The 20,085-nt window shown below is 58.5% G+C and carries 17 protein-coding genes and 2 pseudogenes; 11 read left to right on the top strand and 8 right to left on the bottom strand.

From position 1 onward, the window contains the following. Positions 1-3 precede the first annotated feature (3 nt). From AB4048_RS23855 to AB4048_RS23885, 7 genes are read left to right on the top strand one after another with little or no spacing between them, the layout of a single operon-like run. Positions 4-957 carry an arginase gene (locus tag AB4048_RS23855; RefSeq protein WP_442204478.1) on the top strand — a complete coding sequence of 318 codons (954 nt, stop codon included), beginning with the start codon at positions 4-6 and terminating at the stop codon, positions 955-957. Further along, positions 954-1,307, top strand: a complete 354-nt coding sequence (locus AB4048_RS23860; RefSeq protein WP_442204479.1) for a permease — start codon at positions 954-956, stop codon at positions 1,305-1,307. Before AB4048_RS23855 ends, AB4048_RS23860 begins: the two co-directional genes overlap by 4 nt. Further along, complete coding sequence (locus AB4048_RS23865) at positions 1,304-2,176, top strand: fatty acid desaturase (RefSeq protein WP_442204480.1); 873 nt, start codon at positions 1,304-1,306, stop codon at positions 2,174-2,176. The genes AB4048_RS23860 and AB4048_RS23865 overlap by 4 nt, the downstream gene beginning before the upstream one ends. After that, positions 2,166-2,981, top strand: coding sequence for an alpha/beta hydrolase (locus AB4048_RS23870; protein ID WP_442204481.1), 816 nt, complete (start codon positions 2,166-2,168; stop codon positions 2,979-2,981). The genes AB4048_RS23865 and AB4048_RS23870 overlap by 11 nt, the downstream gene beginning before the upstream one ends. Continuing rightward, the gene (locus AB4048_RS23875) at positions 2,962-4,134 is read left to right on the top strand and encodes a GNAT family N-acetyltransferase (protein WP_442204482.1); all 1,173 of its coding nucleotides are present in this window, start codon (positions 2,962-2,964) and stop codon (positions 4,132-4,134) included. Before AB4048_RS23870 ends, AB4048_RS23875 begins: the two co-directional genes overlap by 20 nt. Next, on the top strand, positions 4,131-4,556 hold the full coding sequence (locus AB4048_RS23880) for an EamA family transporter (protein WP_442204483.1): 426 nt from the start codon (positions 4,131-4,133) through the stop codon (positions 4,554-4,556). Before AB4048_RS23875 ends, AB4048_RS23880 begins: the two co-directional genes overlap by 4 nt. Further along, positions 4,550-5,854: a class I SAM-dependent methyltransferase gene (locus AB4048_RS23885; RefSeq protein ID WP_442204484.1), complete on the top strand. Its 1,305-nt coding sequence runs from the start codon at positions 4,550-4,552 to the stop codon at positions 5,852-5,854. The genes AB4048_RS23880 and AB4048_RS23885 overlap by 7 nt, the downstream gene beginning before the upstream one ends. On the opposite strand, the gene AB4048_RS23890 is transcribed toward AB4048_RS23885, so the two are convergent. The 4 genes from AB4048_RS23890 to AB4048_RS23905 form a co-directional block, all read right to left on the bottom strand. After that, a complete protein-coding gene (locus AB4048_RS23890) occupies positions 5,826-6,782 on the bottom strand; it encodes a MipA/OmpV family protein (protein ID WP_442204485.1) in 957 nt (318 codons plus the stop codon). The two genes, AB4048_RS23885 and AB4048_RS23890, sit on opposite strands and share 29 nt — an antisense overlap. Before the next feature lie 22 nt (positions 6,783-6,804). Continuing rightward, positions 6,805-7,383, bottom strand: a complete 579-nt coding sequence (locus AB4048_RS23895; RefSeq protein ID WP_442204486.1) for a phosphatase PAP2 family protein — start codon at positions 7,381-7,383, stop codon at positions 6,805-6,807. A gap of 187 nt (positions 7,384-7,570) precedes the next feature. Then, positions 7,571-8,812, bottom strand: a complete 1,242-nt coding sequence (locus AB4048_RS23900; protein WP_442204487.1) for a hypothetical protein — start codon at positions 8,810-8,812, stop codon at positions 7,571-7,573. Beyond that, the gene (locus tag AB4048_RS23905) at positions 8,796-9,386 is read right to left on the bottom strand and encodes a recombinase family protein (RefSeq protein ID WP_442204488.1); all 591 of its coding nucleotides are present in this window, start codon (positions 9,384-9,386) and stop codon (positions 8,796-8,798) included. The genes AB4048_RS23900 and AB4048_RS23905 overlap by 17 nt, the downstream gene beginning before the upstream one ends. Positions 9,387-9,532: 146 nt before the next feature. Between AB4048_RS23905 and AB4048_RS23910 the strand changes: the two genes are divergently transcribed. From AB4048_RS23910 to AB4048_RS23920, 3 genes are all read left to right on the top strand, one after another. Then, positions 9,533-12,472 carry a Tn3 family transposase gene (locus tag AB4048_RS23910; RefSeq protein ID WP_442204489.1) on the top strand — a complete coding sequence of 980 codons (2,940 nt, stop codon included), beginning with the start codon at positions 9,533-9,535 and terminating at the stop codon, positions 12,470-12,472. A 54-nt stretch (positions 12,473-12,526) separates the two neighbouring features. Beyond that, a complete protein-coding gene (locus AB4048_RS23915) occupies positions 12,527-12,895 on the top strand; it encodes a hypothetical protein (RefSeq protein WP_442204490.1) in 369 nt (122 codons plus the stop codon). Between the two features lie 121 nt (positions 12,896-13,016). Continuing rightward, positions 13,017-13,292: a hypothetical protein gene (locus tag AB4048_RS23920; RefSeq protein ID WP_442204491.1), complete on the top strand. Its 276-nt coding sequence runs from the start codon at positions 13,017-13,019 to the stop codon at positions 13,290-13,292. On the opposite strand, the gene AB4048_RS23925 is transcribed toward AB4048_RS23920, so the two are convergent. Further along, positions 13,293-13,964, bottom strand: coding sequence for an IS630 family transposase (locus AB4048_RS23925; protein WP_442204492.1), 672 nt, complete (start codon positions 13,962-13,964; stop codon positions 13,293-13,295). Positions 13,965-14,181: 217 nt separating this feature from the next. Here AB4048_RS23925 and AB4048_RS23930 point away from each other — a divergent pair, with 217 nt between their 5' ends. After that, positions 14,182-14,415 (top strand): BrnA antitoxin family protein, encoded by a 234-nt coding sequence (locus tag AB4048_RS23930; RefSeq protein ID WP_442204493.1) that lies wholly within the window; start codon positions 14,182-14,184, stop codon positions 14,413-14,415. A 1,428-nt stretch (positions 14,416-15,843) separates the two neighbouring features. Here the strand turns inward: AB4048_RS23930 and AB4048_RS23935 are convergent. The 3 genes and pseudogenes from AB4048_RS23935 to AB4048_RS23945 form a co-directional block, all read right to left on the bottom strand. Beyond that, positions 15,844-16,398, bottom strand: a pseudogene (locus tag AB4048_RS23935) (tyrosine-type recombinase/integrase); the annotation flags it as partial. A gap of 404 nt (positions 16,399-16,802) precedes the next feature. Then, the gene (locus AB4048_RS23940) at positions 16,803-17,075 is read right to left on the bottom strand and encodes a hypothetical protein (protein WP_442204494.1); all 273 of its coding nucleotides are present in this window, start codon (positions 17,073-17,075) and stop codon (positions 16,803-16,805) included. Positions 17,076-19,685: 2,610 nt separating this feature from the next. Next, positions 19,686-20,085 (bottom strand): annotated as a pseudogene (locus tag AB4048_RS23945) (hypothetical protein); the annotation flags it as partial.

Consider the following 20,085-nt stretch of genomic DNA (forward strand, 5'->3'; position numbering starts at 1 on the left):
CGGGTGCAGATTCTCCTCCTTCACCTCGACGACGCGCTGGAGCGGCAGGGGGACTTCGTCCGGTCCTGCCTGGCCGCCGGCGCCCGCGAACTCGACTGCAAGGAAGCAGGTCGCGCTGTCAGGCTTTGGGCCGAGCACTCCCTTCTGGAAGCGCTCGACGGTGAAATCGCCGGGCACTTCGCTGTTGTCGGCGACGAACCGCAGATCTGTTTCATGGGTTCTGGCGACTTCCACCATGTGACGGCGCTTCTCTTGCGGGATGTGCTCGAACGGCATCACGTGCCGACAACGCTTGTTCACATCGACAATCATCCGGACTGGGTCGAATTCAGGAACGGCCTGCACTGCGGTTCCTGGGTGAACAGCGCGCACGCCCACCACAACATCGCAAAGGTCATTACAATAGGTGTTTGCAGCCGGGATCTGCGAAATCCCGAGTACAAGGGTGCCAATCTCAGCTGGCTGCGGGGCGGCAAGCTCGAACTCTATCCCTACCACCACGAGCCGAGCTACGTTTGCGCCGACTATGGCAAGGGCGCCAGCTTCCAACAGATTGGCGGTGCGCTTCACTGGAGTTGCATCTCCGCGATCGGCGAGCAGACATTCCTTGGCCGGGTCCTTGGCCGGATCGAGACCAGCGCCGTGTACCTGACAATAGACAAGGACGTGCTGGCCGACGGCGACGCGATGACGAACTGGGACCAAGGCCGGATGCGGATTCCCTATCTTCTGTCAATCATCGAAGAGATCGGGCGGCGGCATCGGATCATCGGCGCAGACGTAATCGGCGACTATTCGGTGCCCAGCTACGGCGGCAATCGGATGACCCGGTTCATAAAGAGGGTGGAGATCACAGTCGACCAGCCGCGCGGACGGCGCAGCACCAGCGTCACCGAAAACATAAACAGCGCCGCAAACCATGCATTGCTTGCAGCGCTGTCAGAGGTCATGGAATGACCGGAACCCTGACGTTCGCAATGGGGTGCTTGATCCTCTTCTGTGTGATTGCGGAGACGGCCCGGGAGATATGCTTCAAGCAGTCCGCGGGAGAAGGGAGCTGGAGGCTCGCGCTTCTACGACCGGTGACCTGGCTGGGTGTCCTGTTTTGGGCCGTCGAGCTCTCCGCCTGGACGGTTGTGCTGGGGCGGGTGCCGCTCTCGATCGCCTTTCCGATTATGGCCCTAAGCTATGTCGCGATCGTTTTCGCCGGCCGGCTGATCTTCAAAGAGAACATCAATCTGCGCCACGCCGCAGGCGTCGCCTGCATTGCAGCCGGTGTGGCTTGTGTGGGAGCGACAGGCATATGAAAATATTCGCCCACACGAAATGGGATGCCCTCCCGGTTCTCTCGGCCATCCTCCACCTTGCCTTCAACATTTATCTTGTCGTCGGTTTCAACACGCGACCGGTATGGGCCTCGATGGTTCTCGGATGCCTCTATGCGATGTCGATATCGTGGAACATCAACAGTATATCCCATAATTTTATCCACACGCCCTACTTTCGGGCCCGGTTTCTCAATTACGCCTTCAGTCTTTTTGAATCGATCACGATTGGATTCTCACAGACCTACTACCACTGGATTCACATGCGGCATCATTCCGGCAACAGTGACCGTCCGGACGCGAAGGGAGATACCGTCGACCTCCTGTCGATCTACCGCTACGGGCGCGACGGGCAGCCGGAGAACGTCTGGACATATGTCCTCTTCAGCTTTTTCCGCGACAGCATCGGAGACGTTCACGCGGCGATAGCTCGAAGGCGTCCGTTCGATGCCGGATGGGGCCGCTTCGAGGTCATTGCGTTCTTCGCGTTGATTGCGGCGGCTGCCATCTACGACTGGAGAGCGGTATTTTTCTTACTGCCGTTCTACTACGTCGGTAACTGCCTGTCCGCGCTGAACGGCTACTACGAGCATCTCAACGGCGATCCTGACGAGCCGATCGCCTGGGGCGTCAGCAGCTACAGGCGCTTTTACAACTGGCTCTGGTTCGGGAATGGCTATCATGCCGAACATCACTACCGGCCGAAAACGCACTGGACGAAGCTTTCCGCCCTGCATGAGCAGATACAGGCGGAGCAGGAGCGGGCAGGAACCCACGTCATTACTACGTGTCACGCCCTCGGCTTTATCGCCAAGGAAAACAGGCAGTCGGACGTCGCACATGAAGTCTGATGGCCTGAGCTTCTATATGGAAGGATCCAACGGAAATGCCGTTCTTCTGGTCCATGGCTTGACGGGAGCACCGGCGGAGATGCGTCTCGTGGCGCGCCAACTTCACCGCAGGGGATACAGCGTCTACGCCCCCCTGCTCGCCGGCCACGGCAGGGACTCGCAAACGCTCTGTCGGTCGCGATGGCAGGACTGGCTCGATAGTGTAGGTGTCGCGGCAGAATGGCTATCCACTAGGAGCGATGCGGTGTTTGCTGCGGGCATCTGCGTCGGAGGTAAGCTTTCCATGCTCGCCGCCAACGCGGCGCCCGGGGCCATTCAGGCAGTCGCAATCTATTCGCCTTGCTTTCGCTACGACGGCTGGGACGTACCATTCTACTATCCCTTGCTATCAGCGCATGTGCGGTGGCTAGCGCACATCCCGTTTCTCGATCGTCTGAACTTTCGCGAGACGGCGTCGCTCGGTATCAAGGACGATCGCCTCCGCCGCCTTGTCGCCGGCATGGCGTCCGCTGGCGTGCTGGAGGCGTTTCCGGGGAGGGGGCTCGTGGAGATGTACCGCTTAGGCTACGAGCTGAAGCAGCGCCTGCCCAAGATGTCCACTCCCACCTTGATCCTGCACGCGCTTGAGGACGATCTGAGCAGCCCCGCCCACGCCCGGTACATCTCGGCAAACATCGGCGGGCCGCACCGCCTCCAGTGGATCGAGGACAGCTACCATATGATTCACGTCGATCGACAGCACCGCCGGGTCGCTGAACTGACTGCGGATTTCTTTGAGGTCAGCCATGCTACGATTTGCGCTTGATCCCCGTGAAGATCGGGCGGAGCCTGACGCGATTGGTGACGCCGAGGTCCATATTGCCAGCAGCATCCGCGCGATTGGCCGCGAGGAATGGGACGCTTGCTTCGAAGGGCAGGTCGAAAGATACGACTGTCTTATCGCAATCGAAGAGTCGGGGTTACAAGGATTCGAATGGCGGTATGTGGCAGTCTACGAGAGCGGGCGGCTCATGGCCGCCATGCCCGCCTTCCTCTGCGTCTATCTTCTCGACACGACACTTCGCGAGGGTACGCTGCGCCGCGTCGTTCGCAGCATTCGTGCCGGCTTTCCGGCCTTTCTGACACTGCCGCTCGCCTGCCTGGGCTCACCCTGCACGGAGACCTGTACTATCGGCTTCCATCCTGAAGTGTCGCCGGATCGAAAGGCGCTGCTGTTCTTACAGCTGCTGGCGGCCTTCGAAGAAATGGCCAAGGCGGAAGGATGTGCGATGATCGGAGTGAAGGATGTTCCGCTTCCGCTGTCTGCCACGCTTGGCGAACCGCTTTCGGCGCTCGGATATGCGTCCATCGAAGGACTGGCAACGGCCTCCCTCGACGTCGACTTTACTACTATCGACGACTATCTGTCGCGATTGTCGGCGTCTACGCGAAAGGATCTGCGGCGAAAGCTGCGGTCGGAGGCGCATGTCAGTGTCGAACTCAGGACGCAGATCGACGACTTGCTGCCTGAGATTATGACCCTTTATCGCGCTACGCGCGCCCGCAGCGAATGGCAGTTCGAAGAACTCACCGAAAGCTATTTTACTGGCATGCTCGAACATTTGGATGGGCGGGCAGTCTGCGTCTGCTACCGGATGGAAGGCCGTCTTCTCGCCGTCAACCTGCTGGTCCATGACGGCCGTACATTGGTCGACAAGTTCTTCTGCATGGACGGGCAGGACGGGCGTCGCCACAATCTCTATTTTTTGAGCTGGGTCGCAAACTTGAGGTTTTGCCTCGATCACGGAATGCGCCGCTACCAAAGCGGCCAAGCCTACCATGAAAATAAGGTGCGCCTTGGGAGCCGGCTCACCCCGAATCTTATGTATTTCCGCCATCGCAATCCGGTGCTGCAGGCCTTGCTCCGGCTGGTGTCGCCGCTGTTTTCACTCGACGAATCCCTGGACGGCAAAACATGACGACCGTGCGGTGGTCGTGGTGCGCGGTCCCGGCGCTGAACGCGCTATTCCAGGTGCTGATCAAGCAAGGTGCGGAGGAACTGAACGATGCGCCGACGGCTCTGGCATGGCTTGCCTCCGGGCTCTCCTCGCGATGGGTTCTTGGAGCAATCGCAGTCGAGATCGTTTGCTTCTTCCTGTGGATGGACGTTCTCGGACAGCTTGATCTCAGCCGAGCCTTCCCGCTCTCCGGGATCAGCTATCTACTGATCGTCGCGAGCGGCTGGTTAGTGTTTGGCGAGCCGGTATCAGCGCTGCAAATAGCGGGAGGCGGACTGATACTTTGCGGCGTCTGGCTGGTCGCAGGAGCCGGCAGAAAATCGGAATCTCCGAACCGGCAGGCGTCAGGCGAGGCTGAGACTGGGAAGGACTGCAGATGCTGACTTTCGAAACCCGGCATCGCAATACGATCGCAGCAAAAGTGGCAGACTGGGCCCTCGATCGAACACTCTCACGAATTGTCGGCCGCGGCGATCTCAAAGTTAGGACCGCCAGCGGCAAGGTGCTCTTCTTCGGCGACGGAAGTGGCGATCCTGTCAGCGTCCGCTTCACGGATGAGCTCGCGCAATGGGCCTTTATGATCGACGCGGACAAGAGGCTCGGCGAACTTTACATGGACGAGCGGTTTCTCGTTCACGAGGGCAGCCTATACGATTTCGTCGCACTGTTGCTTCGGGAAGCCATGGGCGGCACCCACCCCTTCGCGGCGCGCGTGATCAATTGGATCCGCACGCGAGCTTGGCAGTTTCGTCATAGGAACGTTCCCGGTCGCTCTAAGCGAAACGTCGCCCATCACTACGATCTCGACGGTAGGCTCTACGAGCTCTTTCTGGATGGCGACCGTCAGTACTCCTGCGCCTACTTCGAGGAAGACGGACAGAGTCTGGAAGAAGCCCAGTTCGCCAAGAAGCGTCACCTCGCCGCCAAGCTACTGCTTGCCCCGGGCCAACGCATCCTGGACATCGGCTGCGGATGGGGAGGCCTTGCTCTGCATCTCTCCAGCGAGGCACCCGGCGGAATGGTGTTGGGCATCACGCTTTCAGAGGAGCAACTTGCCTATGCGAGGGCCAGAGCCTCCTGCAACGATACCGAGGCGGAAGTGAACTTCGCTTTGCAAGACTATCGGAGTGTCGAGGGGCTATTCGACCGCATTGTCTCCGTCGGCATGTTCGAACATGTAGGGCGCGCCTCCTACAGGGATTTCTTTCGGAAATCCGCCGCTCATATGACCGACGACGGGGTGATGGTCCTGCACACGATAGGCTGCTCCGAAGGTCCGGGATTCACCACACCCTGGCTCGACAAGTACATCTTTCCCGGCGGCTACATCCCAGCCCTCTCCGAGATTGTTCGGGAGACAGAAGCCGCCGGCCTGACTATCACCGACATCGAGATATTGCGCATGCACTACGCTCAGACCCTGGCCCATTGGCGCGCGCGCTTCGCCGCTCGCAGCGCGCAGGCCGCTGAGCTCTACGGGCAGCGTTTCTGCCGGATGTGGGAGTACTATCTTTCGACGGCCGAGGCTGCCTTCCGGTTCGAGGGTCTGGTCGTGTTCCAGATACAACTTGCGAAGAACGGCAGCGTAGTGCCAACGACACGGGACTACATTTCTTCAGGGCATAGCGGAGCGGAGGGCGTCCCCAACTCTCCTAGCGGCCAATCTCGAAAGACCGATTGAGCGACAGTCCGATAATGTTCTGATTCTTCGAACCGATGTCGGTGACGACAGGGCTGGAGGACGCGCTGCCGACGAGCCGATCGTAACGATTGTAGATATCGATGCTCCATTGAGGAGACACGGCGATCGCAACTCCGACCGTGAAGCCAACGGACTTCACTCCCCCTTGGGCATCGAACGCCTTCAGGCCCCGGCTGGCTGCAGCCTCGCTCTTCGAGACGCCGAAATTGTTTCGCATGTAGGGAGCGTTTCCAAAGCTTAGCCGCGGGCCTGCGGAAAGAACGACGTCGTCCGTCAGTGGCTGGAACCAGTCCGTGCCTACGTCGACCACTAGCCCGTCTCCTCCCCAAAGAGCCTGTCTTGCCTCGGCGCGAACCCGCAGTTGGTCTGCGCTCGCCCAATACTGGGCAAAGCCCCCGGCGTCTATGTTCCACTGCACCCCTTTGAGGCCCTGAAGGCGCCAATCGTCCGAAGTCGAGCGGCCGCCGCGCAATCCAACGACGGGACCGATTTCGAGGCCGCCGAAGTCCAGAAGGCTGTAGTCGATATTGTCGTCGGGCGCGCCGAATTCTTGCTGATCTCCCAGCCGGCGGAAGTCAAAGGAGGGCAGCCCGCTAAACGAATAGTGCTTAGACCCCTCGTAGGTGGGGCCGTATTCCGTGGCGCCGCCGACAGTGACGATCCAGCGGTCGGTTCCAGGCTTTGTCGCTTCCTGCGCTAGCGATGAAGGCGCAAGTCCTGCGAAGGCGATTGCCGCCAGCAGGAAGGCGGCGCTCCAGCGCCGCCTACTGCGAAACTTTCCTCCGTCGGCGCTCTTTGCGCCAGCGTTAACCCGGCGGCGCGGTTGGTGCGCCAAATCGTGAATGCGTCCTTCTGGCGAGCCGTTCTGTCTCTGCCGGAGTGGCGCGGTACGATCTGCTTCGATCATTGGGTCCGGCAACCTTCGCCTGTTAAAGGATGTTGGTGACCAGACGATCGATCCGGCTTCCGCGCCTGTAAACCACCATTATCAACGCTGCGGAAGCTGCGCCGATGATCCCTCCGCCCACGACGTCGCTGACATAGTGGGTCCCCACATACACTCTGGAAAAGGCAATAAGGCAGGCGGCCATCAGGAAGGCGACCCCGCGGCCTTTAATACCGTGCAGCAGAAAGGTAGCAGCGATAGCAAATCCAGCGGTCGCATGGTCGGACGGAAAGGAAGGATCGGAGGTCCGATCAATAAGAAGCTGCGTCAGTCCAGCCTCGTATGGGCGCGACCGCGCGAAGAACATCAGAATGATCTGGTTGATGCCAAGGCCAATGAGAAAGGAAAGTCCTGCGGCGACGGCGACGTGGCGAATATAGGTCCTGTCGGGTCCGATCCACCATTGTCCGGCAACACCGGCCACCATAGCCGGGATGCCAATCATCGATACGAGGATCATAAGATGATCAACGGCATCGATTTGCCCCGAGAGGCCGTTGATCCAACTCGTCAGAAATGAGTCCATGCCAGCGCGCCCGCTATTTTGAAAGCCGAGGTCCAAACCGTATCGATCGGCATGAGTAGCGGTGTGAAATTAGCCGACTATTAGAATGCTCGCGGTCTGACGGCGAACGGCTGCCGCCGGTCGAAATGAGGTCCCCACCGCTGCTGAGATAGCCCAGGCGGACGCTTCCAAATTATCGAGCTAGGCCTCAGTACATTATTGGGACACGGATATACGGTAGGGGTTATTGGCGCAGATCGACGACGCCGAGTTCGTGCCACATCCACTCGAAACTGTATGTTGCCATGGGGTCTGCTGGGTCGGGTTGCCGGGACGACTGGTTTTCGAGGTATTTGAGCCATTCGGCGACCTTCTGGCGGCCGGTGGCTGATTTTGCGGCCTGACGCGGCGTCTCGTTGCCGAGCGTTCCGACCGGCTGATCAAGAGTTTCACGATATTGCCGGTCCATGAACTGGTGAACGACCTGCGCGGCAATTTCGGGCGGGATTTCAGATGCAGGGTCTTCCCTATCACGGGCCGGCCGCTCGGCCATCATCTGCTCGACAGTGCGGATTTCGGTAAGCGGCGCGCGGACGCGATCCCCGAGAGCCTGTTGGATCAACTTCGTTCCTATTTGAGCGCGTTCGGCCGAGTTGGTCGACAGATGGAGGAATTTTCCCTTTAACTCTATATTTCCCAGCACGCGTGCGCCGTTGTCCATCGTGGTCTCGAAGGACGGTCCAGTGCGCTTGCGGGCGCCATGCTTCGGCTTTTGCTCAAGCCAGTTCCAGAATTTTGCGTTTTCCTGCGATAGGCCGGGAATGTTGCTCACCCGTGCGGCAATATCCTTCTGGGTAACCCCGGAGGCGAGCGGAAGCCTGACGTCGTGGAATATGAGCTCATCACCATCCGTGTTCTGCATCGATGGCAACCCCGCAGCGCGCTCAAGCGTATCGAACAGCCATGAAAGCGTGAACATGGAGGCTGCGGCCTGAAGTTCCTCGTCCTTGATGGCGGGCAGCTTCTTCGCATTCTTTTTGCCGAACATCTGTCGCAGGCCATCGAACAGCGCATCGGTGGCCTGCGGCGTGAACGGCAGAAGCCCTCCGGCGAAGACATTTTTGCCCATGAGGGGCACAATACGGGCGGCAATCCGGTCCCATTGGTTAAGCGTTTTGGTTGCTGTTCCCTCACTGATCGCGACCGGGTCGCCGCCGCGAATAAGGTCGCGCGCAACGAGCGATTTACCCGGCACGATCTCACTGACCTCGTAAAGGCTCATGACGGAAGTGCGCAGCGCCTTCATATAGGTTTTTGCCTGGGCATTTTCCCTCCAGCCGCGACGTTTGAGATATTCGTCGAAGTCCACGTCGCCAGCATCCAGGACCGGCCCAAAATGGTCGTAGAACACCTCGTCGAAGCATTCGCGCCATTCTTCCCGCGCGAGGAACTTCATCAGACCTTTCAGGTCATGGCTGGTCGGCATGAAAGATCTCCATATTCTGGCGATATTCGGCGACGATGCGCGAAACCGTTGGTTCGCTGATATCGTAAAGTCTTGCCATTTCGGCGCCGCTTTTGCGGCCTGACAAGACACTTTCGGCGATTTCCCGGCGTTTCTTCGGGTCGAGTTTCTTGCGACGCCCTCCGATCCTGCCTTCAGCCCGGGCCTGAGCGAGACCCGTCGTGGTCCTTTCCCGGATCATGGCGCGCTCGAACTCCGCGAAAGAACCGACCATCTGCATCATCATGCGACCAGCGGCCGTGGTTGTGTCGATCGCCTCGGTGAGAGACCGGAATCCAGCACCTACACTGGTGATCCGGTCCATCAGATGAAGAACGTCTTTCAGCGATCGTGACAGCCGATCGAGCTTCCAGACAACGACGGTGTCGCCATCGCGCAGTTGATCGAGCATGCGGTGTAATTCGGGTCGGTCCCAACGTCCGCCGGACGCCTTTTCTTCGAACACGCGCTTGCAGCCAGCTTCGGATAGTGCGCGCGCCTGCGCCTTGTTCGATTGCTCGTCTCCCTTGCTCACCCGGGCATAGCCGATCAGCATTGAGGCCCTTTCATAAACGGTCGTTTGCGGAACTTCGCCGGTCCCGCTGACAAATCAGGATGAAATTCCTTTCACAATCCTCTTTCAATATTGCCTCGTAAGGCAAGTAATTTTTGAAAGGATATGGAATGCCACGACGAATTTCCATGACCAGGAAACAGAGGGATGCACTGCTGACATTGCCGGAGACGGAAGCCGAGGTCTTGCGTCACCATACGCTCGGCCCAGATGATCTTGCTGCCGTCACTCAATGCCGGACGCCGGAGACCCGGCTGAGCTATGCGCTCCAACTCTGCTGCCTTCGGTTCCCTGGCCGATATCTCAGCCGCGGCGAACTGCTGCCAGGTATCATGCTCGATCATATTGCCGATCAGGTTCAGGCCGACGCTGATGTCATCGCGCTATTTGCCCGCCGCGACGCAACGCGATACGAACAGTTGGCAACGATCAAAGAGCGCCACGGCTTCCACGACTGGAGCCAACCATTGCGGGTCGAACTTGCCGCCTGGGCTCAAAACGAAGCCGTCGGCTTGACCGATGGCCGGGCGCTTCTCGATCGGCTGATCGAACGGATGCGGGCTGGAAGGATCATCATCCCTGGTCTCAGCGTCATCGAACGTTTAGCTGCTACGGCAATGCATTCTGCTGACCTCGCGACAATTGCCGAAATCGGCGGGCTTCTATCACCACTACAATGCGATCAGATGGACGTGCTTTTATCCGCCAAGGTTCATCGCCAGCAAAGTCGCTTGTCGTGGCTGCGTGCACCGGCTGGAGGTGTAGGCGCACGATCGCTGGCTGAGATTCTCGACAAGCTCGAGCTTGTTCGCGGCATCGTTGGCGATGTATCGGCACGCTTGCCACTATACCTCAAGCACCGCATGGCTCAAATGGCCAGGGAAGGGAGCCTCTATACAGCGCAAGCTTTCCAGCAGATGAATGCCCCACGCCGACATGCGATCATGATAGCGACCTTGAGCGAGCTGGCGATTACCTTGACCGATGCGGCGTTGTTGATGTTCCAGTCGCTCGTCGGTCGTGCCAACCTGCGCGCCAAAAAGCGGCTTGAGGAAACGATCGCAGTATCTGCGGAACAGGGGCGTTTCCGGCTTCTTCGGATCGCCGAGGTGCTTGAGGCTGTGGTGACTGCCGTGCGAGCCGAAGCCGATGTCACGGCCGCCGTCACTGCGATCGCGCCCCTGGAAACCATCGCAGATGATGCGGCTATCATCCGGCGAACACTTCGCCCAGGAAGGCCGGACGTGCTCGGCGAACTTGCACCCGAATACCACGTGTTCAAGAAAATCGGCGCCCGGTTCCTGAGCAGCTTTGCGTTTGAAGGCGGTCGCGCCGTGCAACCGCTCCTTGCCGCAATCGCAGTGTTGGGCGGGATTGGTGGTGACCGTCGTAAACCGCTGCCTGCCGACGTTCCGCTCGGCCATCTTGAGCGGCGCTGGTCCCGACATGTCTTTACCGACAATTCCGTTGACCGCTCCTATTACGAACTGGCCACCTACTTCATCCTGGCCAATGCGCTTGCGAGCGGCGGCGTGTGGGTTGAGACATCGCGAATTCACCGCCCGCTCGAAAAGCTGCTTGCGCCCGCTTCACCGGCAACTCCGGTGCAACCGATCGCTCTGGTTCCCGCTTTCAATGCCGAAACCTATCTTGCAGACCGCATGGCTGCGCTCGATGCTGCTCTTCTGAACACGGAACGTCACCTGTCTGGCAAGGATGCAGCGATATTCGTCGATGGAAAGTTCCGCTTCCCCAAGGAGCCAAGAGGCGACAACGAGCAGGAACAAACGCGTGCCGTCACGGCGCGGTTATACGCCATGATGCCGCGGGTGCGGATTACCGACCTGCTCGATCAGGTCAACCACTGGACCGACTTCACCGAGCATTTCTCCCATGTCTCCACCGGATTGCCACCTGTGGATCAGCGCGCCTTCATGCCCGCATTGATCGCTGAAGCGACCAATCTCGGCCTGTCACGAATGGCCGAGATGTGCGGTACGGTGACCCGGCGGGCCTTGCTGCGTATGCAAACGTGGCACATGCGAGAGGACACCTACCGCGCCGCGTTGGCGAGCATGACCGATGCAATTCATACCGAGCCGCTATCGGCCTGGTTCGGCGAAGGCTGGCGTGCTTCCGCCGATGGGCAGGCCTATTATCTCGGTGGTCCGGGCGAAGCTGGCGGCTCAATCAATGGGCATTATGGCCGTGACCCGATCGTGAAAATCTACACCACGATCACCGATCGCTATGCGCCACTTCATCAGAAGGTCATCGCTGGCACCGCTGGTGAAGCCATCCATGCATTGGACGGCATTCTCGGCCACGAAAGCAATGTCGACATCGGGGCGCTGCATGTCGATGGTGGCGGCGTTTCCGACATCGTCTTTGCCATAGCTGCGCTGCTGGGCCGCTCCTTCGAACCCCGAATTCCGCGCCTCTCGGACCGCAAACTCTATGCCTTCGAGCCGAAATCGAAATATGGTCGTCTGTCACCGCTGTTTGGACATCGTCTCGACGCGAACCTGATTCTGGGCCACGCCGAGGATATAAGCAAGGTGATCAGGGCACTCGCCGACAAGGTGGTCACGCCTTCCCTTATCCTGAAGAAGCTGTCCGCCTACCGGCAGCAGAACAGTCTGGCAGCGGCCTTGCGCGAAATCGGGCGCATCGAACGTACCCTCTTCACCTTACGGTGGTTTGAGGATCCCGCTCTCCGGCAACTCGTCACGGCAGAACTCAATAAGGGCGAAGCACGAAACACCCTTGCCCGGGCTGTCGCCTTCCATCGCCTGGGACGTTTCCGGGACCGGAGCCATGAAAATCAGGCGAGCCGGGCCGCAGCCCTCAATCTTGTCACGGCCGCAATCGTTCTCTTCAATTGCCGCTATCTCGAACGGATCACGCAGGCCATGCGCCGACAAGGCAGGCCATTCGATGAGAAGATCATCTCAAAACTGTCGCCGTTGGGTTGGGACCATATCAATATTACCGGCGACTACGTCTGGTCCGACACCCTGGAGGTCGATCAGGAGGGCTTCCTGCCGATCAGGTCGGCTCCATCCTGACCCGAAAACCGCCTACCGTATATCTGCGTCCTAATAATGTACTGGAGCCCCGTGGTGAAGAAGCTGCGCAAGCCCAGGAGCCCAAAGCCCGCGACAGTGCAAGGAAGCGCGGAATCGGTAACGAGTAATGTCAAGTCCGGCCGCGGCCGTAAGAAGACGATTGAGGTCGGTGAAAAAACGGCATCGTCCGCCGCAAAAAAGCGTCCTGGCAGGCCGGGAAAAAACACGGCCCTAACTGACAAGGCACCGCGGAAACCTTCGGCTTCACAAGGTGGAGAGACGCAAGAGGTGGCTCCGGTCGCAACGGACGGGATCGCTGAATTGCTCGAGCTTGAGGCAGAAAACCAGCGGCTCCGTGCAGCTTTGTCGGCAAAGCTTCGCGCCGAGAATGCTGACCTTCGCAGGCGTATCGGACTGGATTGAGATTGCCGCTGCCCGCGGCCTCGTAGGGGAGGGCGCGCAGTATGTCCGCTCCATGACTCGTTCATGGAGCTGATAGCTATGCGGTCGCCCTGCACCGCAGTTTGCTCGAGGGTCAATTCCCATGAAATCACCGTGGAAGTTCCTTGCGCGGTTTGCTTGGCGCAAACGCGCCACCGATCAAAGTGCAGCATCCTCTGACGCCGTCGAAGAGCGCGGCCCGGACAGCGGTGTTGAAGCGCACGATCCTTTTCTGCCAGTCGCGATAAGCCAGGCTGTGGATATTGAAGTAGAGGAAGTTCAAACTGATGCAGTGCAAGACCAAATCCAGCCTACAGGCGAAGAGGACAGGTCGGCCGACGTAGACGGCGAAACGATGGCTGATACCAAAGTGCGCTGATCATGACCTGTGGGCCCATTCGCGCATTCCGATGGACATTATCTTCCACGGCTGATCGATGAGCTTGTTCCAAGCGCGGCAGCAGTGATCGACGATATCGTCGTAGTCCTTGAAGACGCGGTTCGACAACCAGTTGTCTCTCATGAACTGCCAGAGGTTCTCGACCGGGTTCAATTCCGGCGAGCGCGGTGGCAGAAACATCAAGGTGATGTTGTCCGGCACCTTTAGCTTCGGCGTGACGTGCCAGCCTGCCTGGTCGAGAATGAGCACGGCGTGCGCACCGGGATCGACGGCGTTGCTGATTTCGACAAGGTGTTCCTGCATCGCCTCGGTGTCGCAATAGGGAAGGACGAGGCCAGCTCCCTTGCCCTTTTTCGGACAGATCGCACCGAAGATATATGCCCACATGGTGCGCTGATCGTGCGGGGCCGACGGCGCTGATGTCAGCGAGGTGACCCAGACCACTCCGGAATTGCGAGCGGAAATCGAGCCCGAGATCAGCCGCGCCGAGAATAGGCTTTGGTGATTGAATAGTGGACCGAGCCATGGACGAAACCACCTCGGTGTTCCATAACCTATGTTACGCATTATTTGCCTGTAACGCAATGTATTCACATATGCACATCCGAAAGCGCAGGATGCGGCCCAGATGGACTTTGGTGCGCGGATCATTAATTGCGTTGGCGAGGCCTAGTTGAACGAGCAAGAGCGCGGGGGTCCTATCGATGACGATCCGGACTTCATCGAATTGGTCAACCGGTGGAAATCTGGCGAAATCGAAGTGAAATGCGGAGAGGTTAGATCGCGCAGCTGAATGAGCGTAGGACTGCAACAGCTCGGCTTCCCCTGAAGAAGGCACAGCGTAGTAAACCACCAAAAGGAACCGATTATGGCAACAACACCCCGAAGACCAGCTAATCCAAAAGACACCGCTGAGGCACTGTTCAGTCCGAGAAAGAAGGAGGCGGCTCCTACGATCGAAAGACCCGCAATCCCGAACACCAAGGAAATGGTATCATTGAGGATCGACAGCGACGTCCTGGCGCATTTTCAGGCGGAAGGCCCTGGTTGGCAGGACCGCATGAACGATGCATTGCGGGATGCAGTGAAACGCGCGGTTTGATCGCCGCTTAATGGAGTGGGCTAGGATCGTCAGCTAAAACGCCGCCCAACAGCGACCCGGTTTTCCCTCGGGGTCTTGAGGGTCTGTTGCGCGATCGAACACGGGCCGCCAGCCGCCATGCTATCGCTCATTGGCCCGAACGCCGAGACATACACGCTGGAACAGTTAGGGGTCCCCAGAAGTTAAACTGAGACGACTTAGCGAGGATAAAACCATGCCAACCGAACTTCCAGATCCCGTCCAAAAGCCGCGCGGTCCCCTTCACGCACCAAATCGAATAAAGGAAGAGCCGTCGCTCCCTCCGTCTCCGGATCCCAGGGACAATAAGAATCCCAATGATCCCCCGCTCGATCCTACACTCCTGCCGATCGGCGATCCTGCAGGAGCAGCGTAGTCACCAATGCTATCAATATTGACGCGCATCGCTGCGATCTGGCGACCCAGCCGGAAAAGCCAGCCCTCGGCGTTCGCGATGTTGACGACGGAGCCGGGGTCGGATGGGGAGCCTTTTCATAATCGTCAGGTCGTTGTCCTTCCGGGATTGGCAAGCGTGGATCGAGCTTGACGAGCCTGAGGAAGAGTTGTTGCGCCCGCCGCCGGGGGCTCGCTGAAAGTAGAGACCGCGCGCAGGGAACAGTCCGACTGGCTGGCTTTAACGCCGCATTCAATGCGAGCCAAAAGCGGGCAGTAAAGCGTTCAGACTATCCTCCAGGGAGGTCTTTTACGTGCTGCGCGCAACTCGCCCCAATGTGCGAAGCGCCTCCCCGGCGCTGTCACAGGGGACAGAATGCTGGCGGGGGGTCGCAACCATGGCCGGTTGCCCGCGACCGAAATTTTTAACTCGCCGGAAGTGAACCGATCCTATGAAACCGAGATGCGATCAGAGTCACGGCGGAAATTCAGTCGCCGAGTGTATGTTGCACCGACATCGAAGCGCCACTGCTAATCTTGCCATCAATCTCTAGGTTCCTATTTCCGACAAGTCTGTACCGAGAGTGCGCTCAACAGGAATACTAAATACATATGACGGGGGATCCATGTGGCTTGGCTGAGCATCGCCGTTGTAGTCGTTCTAGCCCCCGTGTTTTTTTCTTTCGCGGCAGCTTCGGTTCCTGAAAAAGGTTAAGAAGGTTAGCGCACAAGCACTCCCGACGATGATTGCCGACACTGAACTCGATAAATATGCAGCACGGATTTGTCGGGAGCGTGAGGGCGACAATGGCCCTGTTTTGCTGCCGTCGAACCTGGATGTCTTCGCGGTAAGAATGCTTACCGCGGGCTTGGCTGGGCGCAGCCTCGACGTAATGTAGTACCATGGTGACGGCCTTACGGAATTCCTCGTTGCGCGACCACCCCTTCCGCCTGGCCGAGCGAGGCGGGCATTTCCGTGCGCAAGACTGTTGATTTCCACTGAGAGCTGACCCCGCGTCTCGCCAGCCGCCAATAGACCCGCAGGATCGCGAGCAACTGCCCGGACAGCATGACGTTGCGATCCTTTCCGCCCTTGCCATGCTCGACGCGGATGATGCCGCGTTCGCCATCAACGTCGCAGACCTTGAGATGGACAGCTTCCGAGGCGCGCAGCCCCGCTGCATAAGCTGTCGTCAGTGCGGTGCGGGCCCTCAGGCTCGGAACCGCTTCCAGAAACCGCACGATCTCGTCGCCGTTTAGGATCGTCGGCAGCTGGGCGGGTGTCCGGGCATAGGCAATGCGTTCCGGTATCTCGACATGACCGAGCGTGACGCCAAAGAAGAACCGCAGGGCACAAACTGTCTGGTTCAAGGCCGGCCACGATAGGCCCGAGGAGACCAGATGCACCTGAAACGCGCGCACGTCTTCCAGTCCAAGACGGTCTGGCGAACACCCGAAATAGCGCGAGAACTTCGCCACCGCATGCAAATACGATCGTTGCGTCGCTGGCGAAAGATTGCGGATCGTCATGTCATCGATCATGCGCCGGCGCAGCGGGCTTATCTCTGTCATCGTCATCTCCTGTTCAAAGGTTGGCTAAAACAGCCCAATCCTTCAAATCAGAAGCGCATCATGCAAATCCCGCATTCCAAGTGCCGCGCCAGCGGCTTCGTTCAATCCCAATTCGTTAATTTGTCACCACAAACTAATGCGTTTTCAGCTCGTCGAAAAATACAACCGTATTTATTTATTGGCCAACGCGCTGAGCGTGATGTCAAATAAAGGCATTCCCCAAACATTAGCATTGTAGGGCATTTCAACTCGCTGCGGGGCGCCGCCAGCGGCTCGTCAAGTGCAGACCAGGCGCGTAACCCCGTTGGAAAGGTTCGGCCTGGCCCGCGTCACCGCCCGTCTCCTGCCTAACCACGAGCGGCGAATCAAACATCTTCTCGCGCTAGTACGCGAGGCCTATCTGGCTAGTCGCACGTTCGGATGTGCTTGGTTGTGCGGTCGCCGTAGTCATTTTCTGTGGTGATCGTCTTGGTCACGCAGTTACCGCCGTTGTCGTCTCTCACCTGACCAACCCGCACGCCGTGTTTGTCGATGGTGAGTGCCGGCCGGCTATCGGAGTGATCGTAATAGCCGCGGTGGTGATGCTGCTGAATGATGACTTCGTCAGCCATTACAGGCGCTGCAAAAGCGACGGCGGACAGGGCCGCAATGGCCGAACTCAAGATGAGGTTTTTCATGTCGAATCTCCTTAGTTGCTGAGGGGAAAACGAGCAAAGCGGCAACTGGTTCCCAGTTCGACAACCCGCGATGCGCAGCTTCACGACCCGGTCCTGCAACAAAATCACTACAGCGAATACCCTGAAAGAGCCGTTGATGTGCCTCGAGTGCAGGAGCACTGAGGTTACGCTTTACGATGATCCGTCCCTATCATTCAATGACCCAGGAGAGAGGGGCGAGTCTCACATTTTGGGCGATTTCGGCCTGGAGACCACCAGATCCTATCTCTGTCCTCAATGCGGAAACTACGCCGTGGTCTATGAATATGGCGGCAAATCCTTCGACTGAGGGGCGAGCAAGGCTTTCCGCCAGCATCGCCTACCTTTTGTGCGATATCGCACAGTCACTCTCCCGCCGGCGAACTTTGCTCCCAACTTTGTCGTTTCCCGACGCGATAGCCTCTTATTGTTGAGAGTTGGCTATTGGACGAGACCGGTCGTTCCTTTGGAGAGGTGTCCCCCCCGGTTCTTCTACCTCTCAAGTCGCCACGTCACACCGGATCTGTGGACGCACTTTGAGAGCGAGTTCGCATTAGCGGCTCGCTCTTTTTTTTAGCGATCAGCACCGTGGAACAAACTCGCATCTCCGAAGTTTTTGGGGTAGCGGGTCGTGACGGTCATAAGTCCCTGCATCACCCCCCCGCAGGGCAGTTGCCCGTCGTCGTCTATCGTCACGGCCCCGCTTTGCGTTTTAGGCCAAACAGGCTTCACCGTTCCTCCGGTGAGGCCTTGTTTTTGCTTGGAACTTTTAGGAAAAGTTCAAAAGCTGGCCCGCGATAAATAGACTACTCGACCTCGAGAATTACGAGCGGGAGGCCGAACTCGCCGCCAAAGGAACTGGGCTCGGAGGGTAAGAAAGAACAGGTGGGCCGCGCAAGCCTTGGGTGAGAAAACTCCCAAAGCGGAGGGGACCGCTTTGCCGCACGACCCCATAAACAACTCCGAAGGCTCCGACTGGTTCCGCCTCTCGTAAAAAAGTTCTGCTGAAGCAGGGCTGGTCTTTGGGACAGCCGGGTCCGTCCCATCGCGCCCATGCCCCGCGTTACGCCCTCGTGGGCACCGGTGCAGCGCAAGGTTGAGCCTTAACCCATTAGATAGTTTATTCCGGTAGAATGCCCGTGTTAGGCATCGCTTACGGACGCGGCCGGACGTCCTTAGAGAGGCAGTCGAACTCCCAAGCCCCTCTGCTTACCATCGTTCACGCCGGACCCGAGAACGCGCCTAAAGGGCGAGTTCGTCACCCGCGGCTCGCCCTTCTCTTTTTGCGCCGCTCTCCTATCGGCTGTAGACCACATTTCAAGAGGCCGCCCTCGTCAGCTGGTCACGCTCAGAAGCCATGGCAGCGATCGCCAACCTGGCCCTCAACAAGATGTTCTTCGAGCAGGAAAATGGTATGACGACCCTTCGGGTGGCACAGATCCGTAAGGTCGAGCACTGAAATGGGTTCTTCATTCACAGCCAGATGCGAGGAATGCGATCTCGAGGCAGACGGTTTGATCGGCGGCGGCATGGAGAACTTCATGACCTTCGCAGCGTGGCCTTGTCTATGCTCATCCTGCAAGGACATCACGACCGTAAATTCTCTGGAAGAGCCTCCGATATGCCTCAAGTGCGAAAGCATTAAGGTGACGACCTACGACACCCCGAGCCTTTCGGTTGATGGACCTCCGGATAGTTGGGGGCCAGACATCAGTTGGGGCACCATGCACCTGGACACCACTCGGTCCTATCTATGTCCTCACTGTGCGAAGTTCGCAGTGGTTTTCGGATTTGGCGGCAGATCCTGACTAGAACAAAGGACGACAACAGGCTCATCTACCGCCAAAGAGGTAGGCGCTGGCGTTGAACGTTTGTCCCCGCTCCATCGTTACCACCGGGATAGCTTCCTGTTGTTGAGAGTATGGCTATTGGGCGAGACCGGTCGTCCAATCGAGCAGTCGCACGTCACACACCGGACCTGTGGACGCACCTAAAGGGCGAGTTAGCCACCCGCGGCTCGCCCTTCTTTTTGAAAAGGTAGACCGCGCCAGATAAGGCCGACGCGTAGCCTCGCCCTGGTATGAAGGAGCACGAAGGCTTCCGGCGCGATCCAAGGCGACAACCGCGCACTTTATCGATCTTTTCCGGGGCAGTGGGAACAAACTCGCATATCCGATGTTGTTTAGATAGCAGGCCGTGACGGTCATCCACCCTGCCCCCCTCGCAGGGAAGTGCATGCCCGCACACCCTCCCGTCACGGCTCGCTGTTATATTGACCTCAATAGGCCTCACCGCTCGCTCCGGTGAGGTCTTTTTCATCTCGGCTAAGCACCCGCGGCTCGCCTTCTCTTTGCCTATAGAGCAAAAGGCGTAGAAAACAGGTATTCTACGGCCAAAGAGGTAGCTCTAGGTCGCCCAAATTGGCTCACCTTATAATTTTTCCTTCACCATAGCCTCGGTAAATTTGAGTGGACGAGACCGGACGTCAGAAACTAGCCCCCCTCGATTCCCACGTCACACACCGGATCTGTGGACGCACCTATAAGGGCGAGTTTGCCACCCGCGGCTCGCCCCACTTTTTGCAGTCGAGCACTAAAGGTTACGCCACGACGGCTGCAGGCTGGATGTCAAAGACAGATACACGCCTGCGAAAACCATGAAGACGAGAACGGTGTAGACGGCGATCCTATGCGCTTTCGTTTTGAGAAGGTCGACCCCAGAGATCCGTCTCAGCGCCAGGCATTTCGGGCGCGACAGGTTCAGCATGCGCACGACGATCAGGGCGATGACACCCTGGTCCAGACGCACATACTGAAAGAAGCGCTGCAGGCGGCGGTAGTTCGAGGCATGCCGAGCCGTTCCGTGAAACTGGCTGGCCGCATGCGTCAGGTTCACCGTGCGGCCATGGATCAGCGCCATCAGGAAGACCGCAAGCGTCTCAAGGCGGGATTTGCTCAAACCCAAATGCGGCGCTAAACAACTCATCAGGGCG

It is taken from the genome of Rhizobium sp. RAF56 (genome assembly GCF_052113965.1).
Classification (GTDB): domain Bacteria; phylum Pseudomonadota; class Alphaproteobacteria; order Rhizobiales; family Rhizobiaceae; genus Rhizobium.